Source organism: Spirosoma taeanense (assembly GCF_013127955.1).
Taxonomy (GTDB): domain Bacteria; phylum Bacteroidota; class Bacteroidia; order Cytophagales; family Spirosomataceae; genus Spirosoma; species Spirosoma taeanense.
Map to the genome: position 1 here is coordinate 36403 of NZ_CP053435.1, position 15102 is coordinate 51504.

Consider the following 15102-nt stretch of genomic DNA (forward strand, 5'->3'; position numbering starts at 1 on the left):
TTAGATTGACAAATTAATGAAATTCTTTAGCAACCTCATCGGCGACAACCAGGCCTGATATGAGTGACGGCGGTACGCCCGGTCCCGGAACCGTCAGCTGACCCGTGTAAAACAGGTTGTTTACCCTTTTGTTCTTAAGCGATGGTTTTAAAAGTGCCGTTTGCTTTAGTGTATTTGCCAGTCCATAGGCATTCCCCCGGAACGCATTATAATCCGTTATAAAGTCGCGATGGGCGTAACTGCGTTTAAAAATGAGATGACTCCGAACATCTTCCCCTACGTAAGCCTCAAGCCGGTCCATGATCAACTGAAAATAGTGCTCTCGGGTAGCGTCGTCGTCAGTGAGACCGGGCGCGACCGGAATAAGCAGAAATAAGTTTTCACAGCCCTCAGGCGCAACACTTGGGTCCGTTTTAGAAGGGGCCGATGCGTAAAACAGCGGTTTGGTTGGCCAACGGGGCGTATCGTAAATTTCCTGTGCATGTCGCTTGAAGTCTTCGTCGAAGAACAGGTTGTGATGTTGCAAACGGGGTACATGCTTATTCACACCTAAATAAAACAGTAAAGACGAAGGAGCCATGACGCGCTTGTTCCAGTAATCATCATCGTAATTACGGTAGGCGCTGTCTACCAGATTTGTTTCGACATGATTATAATCGGCACCCGCTACTACCACATCCGTTTCGAAAATGCCCTGGTCGGTCATCACCCGCCTAGCAGAGTTTTTTGTGATATCGATCTTACGTACAGACTGATTCAACAGAATTTTAACGCCCTTTTTTTCGGCCAGTTGAACCATTGCCTTCACAATCTCGTGCATACCGCCCATAGGATACCAGGTCCCCATGGTCATCTCGGCATAGTTCATCAGGCTATACATGGCCGGCGTATTCTCGGGCGTTGCTCCCAGGAAGAGCACCGGGAATTCAACGATTTCCAGTAAGCGGGGATGTTTGAAAAACTTTCGGACGTGACTGGCAAACGATTGAAAGACATCTAACCGCGTAACATCATAAAGTAGCTTAAAACTTAAAAACTCCGTAACTGAGCGGCTGGGCTTCCAGACGAAGTTATTCATCCCAACATCATACTTATAGGCGGCCTGTCTTAAAAACTCCCGTAACCGCGGACCACTCCCCGGTTCGAGCTGTTCGAATAAAGCTTCTATATTTTCCAGCCCGGCTGGTAAGTTAACCGCTTCATCTGGTCCGAAAATGACTGAGTACGAAGGGTCTAACCGAACTAGGTTATAATAATCAGACGGTTTTTCACCAAAGCGGGCGAAATACGTCTCAAAGATGTCGGGCATCCAGTACCAGCTTGGCCCCATATCGAACGTAAACCCTTCTGCCTGAAACACGCGTGCCCGGCCGCCCGCGGTACTGTTTTTTTCGAGAATCGTAACATCATAGCCTTTGTCGGCAAGGCTGGTCGCAGCGGCTAGGCCGGCAAACCCGGCACCAATAACAAGAACGCGTTGGGGCATTTTCTGAAAGTAATGACCTGAGGCAGCTAAGGCTATTAAACGTATCGAACTAATAGCACGATGAACCTTACCTGATGTGGTCCTATTCCAGCAACTCGTTGTAACAAAAAAAAGTTGGACGGAAACCCATCCAACTTTTCGAACCTTCCTCTTTTTTAACCAAAAACTACTCAATCAATATGCTTTAGACGGAGAATCCGTCGAAAAGTCTCACTTACGCGTTATAATGTGCGTAAACTTTTAGCTGATCTTTTAATTCTTTCCGGGCAATGTGAATCCGGTTTTTAACAGTGCCAATAGGGATATCCAGTTTCGCAGCAATCTCATGGTATTTGAATCCCCGGAAGTGCATCATGAATGGAGTGCGATAGGTATCATCCAGAGCATTTACAGCCCGGTTAATGTCATCCTGCGCAAACGACGAGTAAGCCAGATTATCAGTGCTGCTCTCCGTCGAGTTGATATAATGCAGATTGTCAGTAGTGTCGATGAATGTATTCTTACGTACCATCCGCTGATAATTAGTGATGAACGTATTTTTCATAATTGTGTATAACCATGCCTTCAAATTTGTACCATCGGTGTATTTATCCCGGTTAGTAAAAGCTTTCAGCAACGTATCCTGTAATAAATCGTTAGCATCCTCAACGTCTTTCGTGAGCCGAAGCGCAAAAGGGCGCAACGATTTGGACACTTTTCCGATATGATGAGTGAATTCGAGCGCGGTCATGGTTGTCTAAGTTTTTCTTGTTGAATCAAATCTATACAGCAATTAGACAAAAAATTAACCAGTATTCCGCTTATCTCAATATTCAGCCGTTTATTCTGAATAATCACCTAATATACAGTCATTTATAATTTATGTAGGGTAGTGCCAAAAATTTTTGAAACATAACTTCCCCAATTGAGTTGTGGAATATTTCCCACATTATGTGGAATCTGAAGTGTAGAATTTGTGGAGGCTTAGCCGTTTTTGGTTAAACAAAACCTAGTTGCTTCTCTATGTTACATTAGCTTCGTAATGAAGCTAATGTAACATAGAGAAGCATTTTTAACGCTATGTGTGTGAATATCAAATAGTTATATAAAAATTATTGAATTTGCTCAATGCTTATACCAAACCTTCTCTTAACAGATCGTGCAGGTGTACAAAACCTTTCACCCTACGGTCTTCCACAACCAGTAACTGGGTAATATTTCGCTCCTGCATAAGTTGGAGGGCAGCAACAGCATAATCTTCAGGAGAAACGCATACCGGCGAGCACGTCATAACATCGCGGGCACATAGCAGCCAGAATGAATCATGCTCATAGGCCATGCGCCGGATATCGCCGTCGGTTACGATTCCGGCAAGCAGGCCACCTTCATCAACAACAGCGGTTGCGCCAAGCCGCTTGGCCGAAATTTCAAAGATCACTTCCCGAACAGACGTTTCCAGCGCTACCTGAGGACATTGATTGTGTGGAAAAATATCGGCCACTTTTAGGTAAAGTTTTTTGCCGAGCGAACCACCAGGATGATAACGGGCGAAGTCATGCCGGGTGAATCCCCGACTGTCCAGCAAACTAACGGCCAGCGCGTCACCAAGTGCGAGGGCAACCGTAGTGCTAGTTGTAGGTGCCAGATTCATAGGATCGGCTTCCCGCTCAACGTAAGCATGCAATACATAGTCGGCATGACGAGCCAGGTACGACTCCCGGTCACTGACGAGCGCTATTAATTTGACGCTGGTTCGCTTTAACAGCGGAAGTAAAACTTTTATCTCGGCCGTGTTTCCGCTTTTAGAAATGAGCAGGACGACGTCATTATCCTGAATCATGCCCAGGTCGCCATGAATAGCATCGGCTGCGTGCATAAACAGCGCGGGAGTACCAGTTGAATTGAGCGTAGCTACAATTTTCTGTCCAATCAGCGCGCTCTTGCCAACCCCCGTAACAACCAGCCGACCCGTTGAATAAAGGATTGTATCAACAATTTCGTTGAAGTCGTCATCCAGCAGATCAACCGCCCGACGGACAGCATCCGCTTCGGCAATCAAGACAGAGCGGGCAATGGTTTTGGGATTTTTTACTACTTTCAAGTTCACTTTTAACAATGAAGAATAGTTTGCTGCGTATATTCGCTAACTTTATAGAACAAAGATACGGCAAGCAAACAGAGTAAAGTAACTTTTGTACGATTTGTAGAATGATGCAGGTTGATCAGAAGGTCCATGTGACCCTCAAAGAGCGGCTAAAAGAAATATTCGGATTCAGTCAGTTCCGGGGCGATCAGGAAGCGATTATTCACAGCATTCTGGCGGGCCGTAATACGTTCGTTATTATGCCTACGGGCGCGGGTAAATCGTTGTGTTATCAACTGCCTGCTATTGTTAGTGAGGGCACTGCGATTGTTATTTCGCCCCTGATTGCGCTCATGAAGAATCAGGTTGATCAGTTAAATGCCTTTGGTATCAACGCGCAATTCCTGAATTCAACTCTTTCGAAGGCCGAAATGAATAAGGTTAAGAAAGATACACTCAGTGGTTCACTTAAGTTACTTTATATAGCGCCCGAGTCGCTTACGAAAGAAGAGAATTTGGATTTTTTGAAGAAAGCCAATATCTCATTCGTTGCCATTGACGAGGCTCACTGTATATCGGAATGGGGGCATGACTTCCGGCCGGAGTACCGTAAAATCCGGGGTATAGTAGATAACATTGGCGATTTACCCGTTATTGCGCTGACCGCCACCGCAACGCCCAAAGTTCAGCAGGACATTCAGAAAAACCTGCAGATGGAAGAGGCCGACCTGTATAAAACGTCGTTCAATCGCAAAAACCTTTACTACGAGATAAAGCCTAAAGTTGACGCCAAAAAGCAACTCATCAAATACATCAAGCAGAATAAAGGCAAGTCAGGTATCGTGTACTGCCTGAGCCGCAAGACAGTCGAAGAGATTGCGGAGTTGCTGAATGTTAATGATGTTAAGGCGCTGCCGTATCATGCCGGTTTGGACCCTCAAACCCGAATGAGCAACCAGGACGCGTTTCTGAATGAAGATGTCGACGTCATCTGCGCAACTATTGCTTTTGGAATGGGGATCGACAAGCCCGACGTCCGGTTTGTGATCCACTACGATGCGCCAAAGTCGCTGGAAGGCTATTACCAGGAAACGGGCCGCGCGGGGCGCGACGGACTGGAAGGCAACTGCGTCATGTTTTATAGCTATGACGACATTGTTAAACTGGAAAAGTTCAACAAGGATAAACCCGTTACCGAGCGCGATAATGCCAAACACCTGCTTACCGAAATGGTATCTTACGCCAACCTTGGCCTATGCCGCCGTCGTCAGTTGCTGGGTTATTTTGGGGAGTATCTGGATAAGGACTGCGGGTTTTGCGACAACTGCGTAAAGCCAACTGAAAAATTTAAGGCACAGCACGAAGTTGTTCTGGCCCTGCAGACGGTATTACAAACCGATCAGCGCTTTGATGTCAATCACCTGGCCGATGTGCTGACGGCAACGGGCAACCAGTACGTAACCAGCTATGAACACGACCGCCTGGCCGTTTACGGTAAAGGTCGCGAGTTTAACGAAGACTGTGGCTTTTGGTGCTCTCTGATCAAGCAGATCACGATCCTGGGATACCTCGAAAAAGATGTTGACAACTACGGTATTCTGAGACTGACGCAACGGGGTATGAACTACATCGAAGATCCATACCCTATTTCGCTTTCGAAGGATCACAATTACGATCAGCAGGAGGTTGATCAGAAAGAGGAGGAGGATAAGGATTCGGCACCCTCATCGGGCGGGGCGGCTTATGATGAAGAGTTGCTGGGTCTGTTGAAAGCGCTGCGAAAGAAAGTAGCGAAGGAAAAGAACCTGCCGCCTTACGTTATCTTCCAGGACCCCTCCCTGGAAGAAATGGCTACCACTTACCCGACTACCCGCGAAGAAATGGCGCAGATTAACGGCGTCGGTATGGGTAAGGTGCAGAAATTCGGGCGGCCATTTATTGACCTGATCACTAAATACGTCGAAGATAACGAGATTGAAACGGCTAAAGACGTTGTTATCAAGTCTACCGTTAATAAGTCGAAGGTTAAAATCTATATTATTCAGCAGATTGACCGGAAGGTTGATTTAGACGAAATCGCCGAGTCTAAATCGCTTACGATGGAAGATTTGATGGAAGAGATAGAACACATCTGCTACTCCGGTACGCGCCTGAACCTCGACTATTACATCAATCAGGTCATGGACGAAGATCGGCAGGATGAAATCTTCGACTATTTCATGCGGGCCGAAACTGATAATATTGCCGTTGCCATGCGGGAGTTCGGGGGCGACGATTTCACGGAGCAGGACCTGCGGTTGATGCGCATTAAATTCCTCTCGGAAGTAGCTAACTAAACAAGTTTTCAGTCTATAGCTTTCCATTTCAGTTGGGCCAGACCAAGGCCAACGATAACTGGAAGCTGAACGCTGGAAGCCGAAAACTTTAATGAATATTCTAATTCTGGGATCGGGTGGACGCGAACATGCTTTCGCATGGAAGATTTCGCAAAGCCCGTTGTGTAGTACAGTATTTGTTGCACCGGGCAATGCCGGAACGGCTTCAATAGCAACTAATCTGCCGATTGCCTATACGGACTTTGTGGCCATCGCAGAGGCCATCCGTATGCATCAGATTGAGTTGCTGATTGTAGGGCCAGAGGAGCCATTAGTAAAAGGAATCGTAGATTTTCTGCGGCAGCAGCCGGACCTCGCTTCTTTGCGGATTGTAGGGCCCGACGCGCAGGGAGCACAGCTGGAAGGGAGTAAAGATTTCTCCAAACAGTTTATGCTTCGTTACGGGATTCCAACCGCTGCTTCGAAAACGTTTACAATCACGACGCTTAAAGAAGGGTTAGCTTACCTGGCGAACCACCCGTTACCTGTGGTACTGAAGGCCGACGGATTAGCGGCCGGTAAAGGTGTGATCATCGCTGGAACTGCTGCTGAAGCGCAGCAAACCATGCGGGACATGCTCGACGGGCAGAAGTTTGGAGAAGCAGGAAGTAAAGTTGTTGTTGAGCAGTTTCTGCGGGGTATTGAGTTATCCGTTTTTGTCCTGACCGACGGCGTTAATTATAAAATCCTGCCCGAAGCGAAAGATTACAAACGTATCGGTGAAGATGACACCGGACCGAATACGGGTGGAATGGGGGCCGTTTCGCCCGTAGTGTTTGCCAACGAAACGTTCTTACGTAAAGTCGAAGACAAAGTTGTTAAGCCGACGCTGGCCGGTTTGCAGCAGGAAGGTATCCGTTATCAGGGGTTCATTTTTATCGGCCTGATGAAGGTGAACAACGAACCGTTTGTGATTGAATATAACGCCCGGATGGGTGATCCTGAAACGGAAGTCGTGCTGCCGCGCATCCAGACCGACTTTGCCGAGTTGATGGTTGCAACGGCCGACGGTGACTTAGACAAAATTACGGTGCAGGTGTCGCCCCAGACCGCCGTAACAACGGTTGTTGTATCGGGTGGTTATCCAGATGTTTATCAAAAGGGTAAAATCATTTCGGAACTCGAACGTTTGGATGATGTGATGGCGTTCCATGCTGGAACGCTGGTTCAGAACGGCGACGTACTGACCAACGGTGGGCGAGTGCTGGCACTTACGGCTCAGGCCAACTCGCTCGAAAATGCCGTTCGGAAGTCGCAGGAAGCGGCCCGAACCGTGCAGTTTGATGGAAAACAGTACCGAAAAGACATAGGGCTTGATCTGATTCGGTACTCAGATTAAGTGAGCGATTAGTTATAGAGTTCAGATAGAACGATTAACTAGCTAATTTTCGGCCTTATGACCGCTATGGCGGATTATTTTATAACTACATACATATGAGTTGCAAATCCTGTGCGACCGGTGGGTGCGGAACCCAACGCGGAGCAGCCGATGGTCAGAAAACGGCCACGGCAGGCTGCGGAAGCGGTGGGTGCAGCACCGGAGGTTGCAATAAATTGAATTCGTTTGACTGGCTAAGCGATATTGCGATGCCGGGTATGAAACGATATGACGTTGTTGAAGTAAAGTTTAAAGGTGGGCGCAAGGAATATTACCGGAACGTTCATCAGCTTGATCTGACAACAGGTGACTACGTAGTAGTTGAAATGCAGTCGGGCTTCCATCTGGGAGCTGTTTCGATGCAGGGTGAATTAGTGCGGCTTCAGATAAAGAAACGGGGCGTCAAGATTAATGACGATACGAAAGTTATTCATCGTATAGCCGCCCCAAAAGACCTTGAACGGCACGAACAGGCTGTTCTTCGCGATTTGCCGGCACTGTATCGTTCTCGGGAGATCGTTCGCGAGCTGAAGCTGAACATGAAGTTATCTGACGTTGAATTTCAGTCGGATAATACCAAGGCGACGTTTTATTACTCGTCGGAGGAGCGTGTTGATTTCCGGGAACTGATCAAAATGCTGGCCAGTGAGTTTAAGGTTCGGATTGAAATGCGGCAGATTAGCCTGCGGCAGGAAGCGGGTCGGCTGGGTGGAATCGGTTCCTGTGGGCGGGAGTTGTGCTGCTCTACGTGGTTGACTGACTTCAAGAATATTGCTACGTCGGCAGCCCGGTATCAGAACCTGTCGCTGAATCCAGCCAAGTTGTCGGGCCAGTGCGGACGTTTGAAATGCTGCCTGAACTATGAACTGGACACGTACATCGATGCGCTGCGCGACATCCCGACGATTGAAAAACCGCTCGAAACCCAGAAGGGCCGGGCGTGGCTGCAAAAGACGGATATCTTTCGAAAGCTAATGTGGTTTGGGTACGGTACCGAGAGTACCTGGCATCCGTTGCCCATTGAACGAGTCCTGGAAATTGTTGAGCTTAATAAAAAAGGCATCATTCCGGAGTCGTTTGATGTGCTAACGCCAATCGGTGAGAAAGAACCGGTTACAGCGGCTGCGCTCAATAGCGATCTACAAAAGCTGGATGCTAAGTATGCCACCCGGAGCGTGAAGAAGAAAAAGAAAAAAGCTAAAGGAACAGGTAACGCTGTACCGAAGCCTAATCCGAATGGAAAAACTCTTTAAAACAAACCCCGGCCAAATCTGGCCGGGGTTTGTTTTTGTTAACTCATTCGTTCTTTGGCCGAATGCCAGCTTTAGTCGTGATGATGACCATACCATTACGGGCATTCCTACCGTAAAGCTGCGCTGCTTTCAAGCCGTCTAATACGTTTACAGAAGCGATCTCCCGTTGTTTTAGCAGACATAATTGCTTAGCTGTTGCGGCTTTTCCATCAACGATATACATGGGCGAACCTTTCACCTTACTACGGAGCCAGACTGGGGCTGCTTTACCAACAGCCGGGCTTTGGGCAGGTAGCTTGCTAAAAGAAGTGTCCAGTCGCGTACCAGGCAGAATAATCGGAGCATGTGCCTGCCGCGATACTGTTTTTGCCGCCGAGCGAGGAGGCAGAGTTGTATCGGCCGATGCGTAATTCATCAAGCTCACATTAGCTGAATGTATAAGCGATACATTATCCGACGGACTGGTATAGGCGGAAACAAGGCCCAGAAGCGTTGATGTGAGGCAAAGGAGTAATCGGTGCAGATTGTTCATATCGTTAAGGTTAGTAACCAATCCTTAGATACAGAACGATCGTCTACGTTTAAACTGATATACACAACCGGTACCGTAAATTATTGTACGAACGTAGCTTTGGTCATTAAACGCTGGTATTAACGCCTTACTTCTTCTGTTCGATCATCGCCAGAATCTCTCTGAGTTCATCTGCCGATATCTTTTCATGCTGAGCAAAGTAGCTGACCAGGTTTTTGTACGAGTTGTCGAAATACTCGCTCACGACTTTTTTGAGCACGAACCGGTTCTGATAATCTTCCTTCGCTACTACAGCGTAGTACTCGTGCGTGTTTCCATACGCCCGGTGACCAACATACCCCTTTTCTTCCAGGTTGCGAACGATTGTAGAAACGGTGTTATAATGCAGGGGCGGATTTGTAAACTCAGGAACCATATCTTTTACGTAGCACGGTTCCATTTTCCACAGGACCTGCATCACTTCTTCTTCTTTGGCCGTTAACTTTTCCATAGGGCAAACCTAAACTATTTTTATCGTTTAGAAACGATTCCTGTCATTTTTGTCGTTTGAAAAGCCAACCAGCCGGTCGTAGCTTTGCAGACATTTCGGGTAAGTATGAAACAACTAGGATTGCTGATAAGTCTCGTTTTGCTGACCCTTGGCTGCGAAACAAACACGGTTTACAACGAATACACGGATATTGAGGACGGCAAATGGTATATCAAGAATGCGCCATCGTTCACCTTCGAGATAAAAGATGCGTCAGTGCCGTATAACATCTATTATAACCTGCGCAATAGTCTTTCGTATGGGTATTACAATCTGTATCTGACCCGTTACCTCCGCGATTCCAGCGGCCGGCAGCTCGAATCCCGATTGGACGAACTGATTCTGATGGACCCTAAAAGCGGTAAACCAAACGGCGAGGGATTGGGTGACCTGTTCGATCATAAGTTTCTGATGAAGCGAAACTATCGGTTTCCTAAACCGGGTAAATACACCATGGAAATTCGGCAGTATATGCGTCAGGACCCACTTTTAAACATCCTGAGCGTTGGTATCGCCGTTGAAAAAGCGGTGCCCGCCAATTAATTTGATTATTTACTCTGAATGCTGATCGACGTTCTTCAGAAAAATCGTCTTTTTTTTGCGCTATATGCTCTGGGCTTAGTCGTGGTTGGGTTTTTACAGCTATGTTATTCCCAGGAGATGCTGATGCAATGGGTTAATTTTCGCAATAGCTCCACCGCCGACGTTTTCTTTACCTATGCCACGTATCTCGGTGATGGTGCGTTTTTTGTTATCGTCTGTATTATTCTGCTGATTTATAACCGGCGCGTAGGCTTTATGGCCTTTGCCAGTTTTGGCCTATCCTCGCTGACCTCGCTCTTTCTGAAAACTATTGTGTTCCCTGAGCGCCTGCGGCCATTGAAATTTTTCGAGCACTCAACTTATCAATACCATATCATCAAAGGGCTGAATATTTACAGCTACAATAGCTTTCCTTCGGGTCACACAACGTCAGCTTTTGCCTTGTTCAGTTTGCTGGCATTTATTGATGAACGTAAAGGACGAGGCTGGTTTTTTGTTGTATTGGCTGTCCTGACGGGCTATTCACGGGTGTATCTGTTCCAGCATTTTGTGGAGGATGCTTACGTTGGTTCTCTGGTTGGTACAACTGCGTCGGTTCTTATCTACCTGTCCCTCAGGCGATGGGTATACCCGTCCGAAAACAAAGAATCGCGGTTATAGCCTATAAACTGGCCACAACCGCGACTTCTAAAACAACACTTCTACCGGAGCCGGTCTGAACCGCGCACCAGCTTTTCGTCACGCCGGATAAAACGATTCGCCAGCGCATTAAATACCAAGGCCGCTATAATTGCATAGAAGCCTAACAGGAAGCTGCCCTGGTCTGCAGAGTTCCCAAATTCCTTACCCGCGTATAATGTCCGGTACAGAATAATCCCCATGATTGCGGTTAGCATCAGCGCGTTTACAGCACACAGAGCCGTTTGTGTCAGACGGTTACGGTATTGAAAAATGGCATAAATAGATGACAGCGCCACCAGACCGATTAACAAGCCAAGATACCAGAGACTGGTAATAACAGTAGTCGAGCTCTGCTGAACAGGAACGCCCGCCTGTTGAGGAACCGTTTCCTGCTGACTGTATTGCAGGGCGGTCATATAAGCCATCTCAGACGGCTGCGATCCGGCTTTTTCCCAGAGAGGGTTTGCCAGAGCAACGCCCATAGCGACAACAATAAGAAACAAAAATATGGTTTGAACGCGTTGAATCATTAGTGAAAGCTGTGTTTTTGGTGCGCAAAAGTAGCCTAAAACCGATAAATTATGAAAGCAGATGTGCGACTGGTGGTAACTGCCGACGGGTCACATACCGCCGTTAATCAGGCACTGAGTAAAACGTATCATTCCATTCACGGCGCTTATCAGGAGTCGCAGCGGGTGTATATTGAACTGGGTTTGCTGGAAGCTTTCAAAAGATTCTCTGATTGCGATCTTCATATTTTTGAGATGGGCTTTGGCACTGGCCTGAACGCCTTATTAACTGCTCGCGAAGCCCAGACTCACCAACGGTCTGTTCGCTACACCGCTATTGATGCGTATCCTATGCCATTGGAAGACGCCCGGCAATTAAATTATGACCAGTTTTTGGGAACAAATTATCTGGAACAGCTCCATATGTCCGCCTGGAATCAGAGCATTTTAATTAATCCATTCTTTACGTTAATCAAGGTGGAAGAAACCATACAAACCTATTGGCCTAGAGAACGCTTTCACCTGATTTATTACGATGCCTTTGCGCCGACCGCTCAACCGGAGCTATGGGAACCAGAAATTTTTAAACAACTGGCCGACTGGCTGTATGAAGGTGGCATGCTAACGACCTATTGCTCCAGGAGTTACGTTCAGCGGAATATGCGAGCCGCCGGATTAACCGTTGAAAAGCATCCGGGTCCGCTCCATAAGCGGGATATCTTACGGGCTGTTAAGCCGGGTAGGCCGGGGAGTCTGGCTTCCCCTATTTTTTAATGATTTATCCTGGCCGATTGCGCTAATTTTATCCGCGTTGCTGCGTTATCTACAAAACAACCTTACGTATGAACCGTCTCCTTCTGTTCTTCGGAGCTTTTATGCTGGTCGCGATTTGTGCCTTCCGGACATCGCTTCCCCTCGATTCGGCAATTAAGCCCAGTGTTGAGCGTAAGCATATCAACTGGCTAACCGTTCAGGAAGCGTATATCCTGACGCAGAAAAAACCAAAGAAGTTTGTTGTAGATGTGTACACAGACTGGTGCGGGTGGTGTAAGGTGATGGATCGGGAAACTTTTTCAAAACCCGCCATTGTCGACTACGTAAACCAAAACTATTATGCTGTTCGGTTGAATGCCGAGCAACCGGGAGACATCACTCTAGGCAAACAGACGTTTAAGTACGTCAGCAGTGCCAACGGCCGGGGCGTTCAGGAATTGGCAGCAGCTCTGATGAAAAATCAGCTGAGTTACCCTACCACGGTATTCCTGGATGAAAAATTCCAGCTAATTCAGCCAATAGCCGGTTATCTGGAGCCGCGTACGTTTCACCAGATCATTACTTACTTCGCCAACGATTATCACCAGAAGGAACCATTCGACCAGTTCAAGGCGGGAACATACGTTAAAAACTACCAAGCCTCGCTGACGGCTGGAAAATAAAGGAAACTACATCCACGCGGGTGACAGTCTGCACTTTACGAACTAGATTTTTAACTCGTAAAGTGCAGACTGTCACCCGCGTTGGTTTGTTGTGTATTTTTGTAATCTTCATTAACCCCAATTTTTAAATTACATGAATCAACGACTGACTTTTCTGTCGGCGATAACCATTGCCTCCCTTTTAGTAGCTGCAACGCCCCCGAAGAAAGTGGTGAAGCCGGTTAAGGCCAAGCTGCCAGCGGATACCCGCAAGTTTATCGACCGGGAGAATATGGACCTGACGGTAAAACCCGGTGATAATTTTTATATGTACGCAAATGGCAACTGGCTGCGCCAAAATGCCATTCCGGCCTCGAAAACGTCATGGGGCAGCTTCAATGAATTGCGGGAAAAGAGTCTTGATGCAATGAAGTCGTTGCTCGAAGACGCTACTAAATCCACCACCAAAGGTCGGTTGTACCAAATGGTTGGCGACTATTACGTCAGCGGTATGGATAGCCTGACTATTGAGAAGCGCGGCTTCGATCCAATTAAACCTGATCTCGCCCGAATTGATAAGATCAATAACAAAACGGCTTTTCTGGACGAGCTGGCATACCAGCGGACCCAAAGTAACGGAATGCTGTTCGGTTTCTTCGTTGCGCAGGACCGTAAAAACGTGAGCAAATACCTGCCTCAGTTCAGCCAGGGAGGAACGACGCTGCCAGACCGGGATTATTACCTCAAAAACGACGCTCGCAGCCAGAAAATCCGCGACGCTTATCGTGATAATCTGACCAAAATGTTTGCGTTAATTGGCGAAGAGCCAACGCAGGCTTCTCAGGATGCAGACGTAATTCTGCGCGTTGAAACGGCTCTGGCCAAAGCGCAAATGCCACGGGTTGAACTACGGGATCCGTATAAAACCTACAATAAACTGACCGTTGCCGACTTCAGCAAGCAGACACCCAGTATCAGCTGGTCTGATCAGTTAACGAAGTACGGCGTCAAGACGCAGGATACGGTATTGGTTCAAAGCCCGATTTTCTTCCGTTCGCTCGATAGCCTGGTTGCCGCTACGCCTATTGAAGACTGGCGGACATACATGCGCTGGAATATTCTGAAAGGCGCGGCTCCGTACCTGAGCGATGCGTTTGTCAGGCAAAGCTTTGCCTTCTCAAAAATTCTGACTGGTCAGAAAGAGCAAACGCCCCGCTGGCAGCGTGTGAGCGGTTTGATTGATGGTTCTCTTGGTGACCTGCTCGGGCAACTCTATGTGCAGAGCTATTTCAAGCCCGAAGCCAAACAGCGGATGCTGACGCTGGTAGACAATCTGGAAGCTTCTTACAAAGAGCATATCAAAAACCTCGACTGGATGAGCGAGGAAACTAAGAAGCGGGCGTTAACCAAACTAACGTCGTTCAAGCGTAAAATCGGTTATCCCGACAAATGGAAGAATTACGAGGGTGTTTCGATTGCCCGGAATGATTTCTACGGAAATGTAAAGTCAGCCGGTAAGTGGCAATATAACTACATGATCAACCGTCTCGGTAAGCCTGTGGATCGGACCGAGTGGGGTATGACACCGCCAACGGTCAATGCGTACTATAACCCCGTTAATAACGAGATTGCTTTCCCAGCGGCTATTCTGCAGTTCCCTTTCTTCGATTTCGAAGCTGATGATGCAATCAACTATGGGGGCATTGGCGCTGTCATTGGTCATGAGATGACGCACGGCTTCGACGATTCGGGTCGTCAGTACGATGCCGATGGTACGCTCCGTGACTGGTGGACAAAGGCTGATGCCGACAACTTCAAAAAGCGTGCTGATCAGGTGAAAGAGCAGTTTTTTGGCTTTAAAGTGCTGGACTCCATCAAAGTAAATGGTCAGTTGACGCTTGGTGAAAACCTGGCGGATCTGGGCGGACTTGCCATTGCCTACGACGCGTTTAAGAAAACGGCGCAGGGAAAGGCAACTAGCAAAAAGGCCATGATCGATGGGTTCACGCCGGATCAACGTTTCTTCCTGTCGTGGGCACAGGTGTGGCGCATCAACGTTCTGCCCGAAACTCAGGCGCAATTGATTATGACCGATCCGCACGCACCGGGTCTGTATCGCTGCAATGGGCCGTTGTCGAATATTACTGCCTGGTATCAGGCATTTAATGTTCAGCCCGGCGATCAAATGTATAAAAAGCCCGAAGATCGAATCAAAGTCTGGTAACCGATCATAATTGACTGGATACACAAAACGCGCCCGGGTTAATGGGCGCGTTTTGTTTCAGGTATTAGTTTCAGTTGATGGCTGTCTTTTATAGTAAAGCTAACCTTTAACTGCC

General features: G+C 47.6%; 14 protein-coding genes. 8 read left to right on the forward strand and 6 right to left on the reverse strand.

Annotation, left to right across the window (positions count from 1 at the left end):
• Positions 1-13 precede the first annotated feature (13 nt).
• From HNV11_RS00165 to HNV11_RS00175, 3 genes are all read right to left on the reverse strand, one after another.
• Positions 14-1486, reverse strand: coding sequence for a phytoene desaturase family protein (locus HNV11_RS00165; protein ID WP_171737738.1), 1473 nt, complete (start codon positions 1484-1486; stop codon positions 14-16).
• Between the two features lie 214 nt (positions 1487-1700).
• Positions 1701-2216 (reverse strand): RNA polymerase sigma factor, encoded by a 516-nt coding sequence (locus tag HNV11_RS00170; RefSeq protein ID WP_171737739.1) that lies wholly within the window; start codon positions 2214-2216, stop codon positions 1701-1703.
• A 381-nt stretch (positions 2217-2597) separates the two neighbouring features.
• The gene (locus HNV11_RS00175; RefSeq protein WP_171737740.1) at positions 2598-3566 is read right to left on the reverse strand and encodes a KpsF/GutQ family sugar-phosphate isomerase; all 969 of its coding nucleotides are present in this window, start codon (positions 3564-3566) and stop codon (positions 2598-2600) included.
• A gap of 107 nt (positions 3567-3673) precedes the next feature.
• On the opposite strand from HNV11_RS00175, the gene recQ reads away from it, so the two are divergent.
• The 3 genes from recQ to HNV11_RS00190 all read left to right on the forward strand — a co-directional run bounded on the left by recQ (position 3674) and on the right by HNV11_RS00190 (position 8554).
• On the forward strand, positions 3674-5884 hold the full coding sequence (recQ, locus tag HNV11_RS00180; RefSeq protein ID WP_171737741.1) for a DNA helicase RecQ: 2211 nt from the start codon (positions 3674-3676) through the stop codon (positions 5882-5884).
• A gap of 91 nt (positions 5885-5975) precedes the next feature.
• Positions 5976-7262 carry a phosphoribosylamine--glycine ligase gene (purD, locus tag HNV11_RS00185; protein ID WP_171737742.1) on the forward strand — a complete coding sequence of 429 codons (1287 nt, stop codon included), beginning with the start codon at positions 5976-5978 and terminating at the stop codon, positions 7260-7262.
• 95 nt (positions 7263-7357) lie between these two features.
• On the forward strand, positions 7358-8554 hold the full coding sequence (locus HNV11_RS00190; RefSeq protein ID WP_240163664.1) for a PSP1 domain-containing protein: 1197 nt from the start codon (positions 7358-7360) through the stop codon (positions 8552-8554).
• Between the two features lie 43 nt (positions 8555-8597).
• Here HNV11_RS00190 and HNV11_RS00195 read toward each other — a convergent pair whose 3' ends face one another.
• The gene (locus HNV11_RS00195; RefSeq protein ID WP_171737743.1) at positions 8598-9086 is read right to left on the reverse strand and encodes a hypothetical protein; all 489 of its coding nucleotides are present in this window, start codon (positions 9084-9086) and stop codon (positions 8598-8600) included.
• Between the two features lie 127 nt (positions 9087-9213).
• A complete protein-coding gene (locus HNV11_RS00200) occupies positions 9214-9576 on the reverse strand; it encodes a BlaI/MecI/CopY family transcriptional regulator (RefSeq protein WP_171737744.1) in 363 nt (120 codons plus the stop codon).
• Positions 9577-9681: 105 nt separating this feature from the next.
• Between HNV11_RS00200 and HNV11_RS00205 the strand changes: the two genes are divergently transcribed.
• Together HNV11_RS00205 and HNV11_RS00210 are read left to right on the forward strand one after the other, a co-directional pair.
• Positions 9682-10158, forward strand: coding sequence for a gliding motility lipoprotein GldH (locus HNV11_RS00205; RefSeq protein WP_171737745.1), 477 nt, complete (start codon positions 9682-9684; stop codon positions 10156-10158).
• 18 nt (positions 10159-10176) lie between these two features.
• Complete coding sequence (locus tag HNV11_RS00210) at positions 10177-10818, forward strand: phosphatase PAP2 family protein (protein ID WP_171737746.1); 642 nt, start codon at positions 10177-10179, stop codon at positions 10816-10818.
• A 41-nt stretch (positions 10819-10859) separates the two neighbouring features.
• Here HNV11_RS00210 and HNV11_RS00215 read toward each other — a convergent pair whose 3' ends face one another.
• Positions 10860-11369 carry a DUF4293 domain-containing protein gene (locus HNV11_RS00215; protein ID WP_171737747.1) on the reverse strand — a complete coding sequence of 170 codons (510 nt, stop codon included), beginning with the start codon at positions 11367-11369 and terminating at the stop codon, positions 10860-10862.
• 51 nt (positions 11370-11420) lie between these two features.
• Between HNV11_RS00215 and mnmD the strand changes: the two genes are divergently transcribed.
• From mnmD to HNV11_RS00230, 3 genes are all read left to right on the forward strand, one after another.
• Positions 11421-12122, forward strand: coding sequence for a tRNA (5-methylaminomethyl-2-thiouridine)(34)-methyltransferase MnmD (gene mnmD / locus HNV11_RS00220; protein WP_171737748.1), 702 nt, complete (start codon positions 11421-11423; stop codon positions 12120-12122).
• 68 nt (positions 12123-12190) lie between these two features.
• Positions 12191-12784 (forward strand): thioredoxin family protein, encoded by a 594-nt coding sequence (locus HNV11_RS00225; protein WP_171737749.1) that lies wholly within the window; start codon positions 12191-12193, stop codon positions 12782-12784.
• A gap of 271 nt (positions 12785-13055) precedes the next feature.
• A complete protein-coding gene (locus HNV11_RS00230; RefSeq protein WP_394353893.1) occupies positions 13056-14987 on the forward strand; it encodes a M13 family metallopeptidase in 1932 nt (643 codons plus the stop codon).
• Positions 14988-15102 lie beyond the last annotated feature (115 nt).